Origin of the sequence: Cobetia sp. SIMBA_158 (assembly GCF_046566945.1) — a bacterium.
In the GTDB taxonomy this organism is placed as follows: Bacteria; Pseudomonadota; Gammaproteobacteria; order Pseudomonadales; family Halomonadaceae; genus Cobetia; species Cobetia amphilecti.
In genome coordinates this window covers 1-403 of sequence record NZ_JAWJYL010000082.1, presented here as the reverse complement: position 1 = coordinate 403, position 403 = coordinate 1, and the positions used below count along the sequence as shown (strand labels likewise).

At 38.7% G+C, this 403-nt stretch carries 1 pseudogene; it reads left to right on the top strand.

Annotation, left to right across the window (positions count from 1 at the left end):
- Positions 1-237: 237 nt before the first annotated feature.
- Positions 238-403: pseudogene (locus tag R2R70_RS19070) on the top strand (tRNA uridine-5-carboxymethylaminomethyl(34) synthesis GTPase MnmE); the annotation flags it as partial.

The following is a 403-nucleotide window of genomic DNA, read 5'->3' as shown; positions in this document are numbered from 1 at the left end:
AGGCTTAGTACTTTATTGGTTAGTATCTAACCTTATTTCAATCGCGCAAATGCTTTATATTTATCGCGGTATGGAAAAGAAAGGAATAAAAGTAAGAGGCTAACTTAGCCCTACTTATTACAAAGGCGACTTAGGTCGCCTTTTTTATTGCCCATTTTTTATCAGAGCATTCGCGAGTGGTAATTTCATAGGTTACAATAGCGCCATAACGTACACATTGTTGGTAAATTAAATAGCATGATCAATCAAGACACAATTGCAGCACAAGCTACCGCACCTGGGCGTGGTGGTGTTGGTATTATTCGGGTTTCTGGCAGCCTTGCCAAAAGCGTTGCTGAACAAGTTATTGGTAAAATACCAAGAGTGAGATACGCCGATTATGTACCATTTAAAAACTTAAATG